Here is a 910-nt window from a genome sequence, read left to right as displayed (position 1 = left end):
GTGGTTGAGGGTGCCGGTGAGGCGGAGTGCGGTGGGGATGTTGTAGGTGGGGGTGGGTCCTTCGAGTTGGTGGAGGAACCACAGGCGTTGTTGGGCGTGGGACAGGGGGATGTGTTCGGGCCGCTTACGGGGGGTGAGGGGGGTGCGGGCGCCTTGGGTGGTGTCGAGTGCGGCGGTGAGGGCGGCGATGGTGGGGGTCTGGAAGAGCTGTCGGATGGGGAGTTCGGTGTTGAGCGTGGTGCGGATGCGGCTGACGAGGCGGGTGGCGAGGAGGGAGTGGCCGCCGAGGCGGAAGAAGTCGTCGTCGATGGTCACCCGGGCGACATCGAGCACATCCGCGTACAGACCGCAGAGGATCTCCTCGCGTGGGGTGCGCGGAGAGCGGCCGGTCGTACGGTCGCCGTAGTCGGGTGCGGGTAGAGCCCTGCGGTCCAGCTTTCCGTTGAGTGTCAGAGGGAGCGTTTCCAAGGTGACAAAGGCTGACGGCACCATGTACTCCGGAAGCTCCGCCGCCACATGCCTACGCAGCACCTCCTCACTGACCGGCTCCTCTGCCACGGTGTACGCCACTAGACGCTTGTCGCCCGGCCGATCCTCGCGGAGGATGACAGCCGCCTGCGCGATGCCGGAGCATGCCGCCAGCACGGCCTCGATCTCCCCGGGCTCGACGCGGAAGCCGCGCAGCTTGATCTGGTCGTCGACCCGGCCGAGGAATTCCAGCTGGCCGTCTCGGCCCCAGCGGGTGAGGTCGCCGGTGCGGTACATGCGGGTGCCGGGTGTGCCGTGCGGGTCGGCGATGAAGCGGTGTGCGGTGAGTTCGGGGCGGTTGAGGTAGCCGCGGGCGAGGCCGGAGCCGGCGATGTAGAGCTCGCCGCCGGTACCGGGCGGCACCGGCTGGAGGTTGCTGTCG

1 protein-coding gene is annotated in these 910 nt (G+C 69.1%); it reads right to left on the bottom strand.

The genetic code is table 11. The annotated features are described in order from the left end of the window. A partial coding sequence (locus tag KUM44_RS34795; RefSeq protein ID WP_217213744.1) for a phosphopantetheine-binding protein occupies positions 1-910 on the bottom strand: 910 nt, incomplete at both ends.

The sequence above is a fragment of the Streptomyces sp. AC550_RSS872 genome (genome assembly GCF_019049285.1).
GTDB lineage: Bacteria > Actinomycetota > Actinomycetes > Streptomycetales > Streptomycetaceae > Streptomyces.
This window is presented reverse-complemented; position numbering and strand designations above follow the sequence as displayed.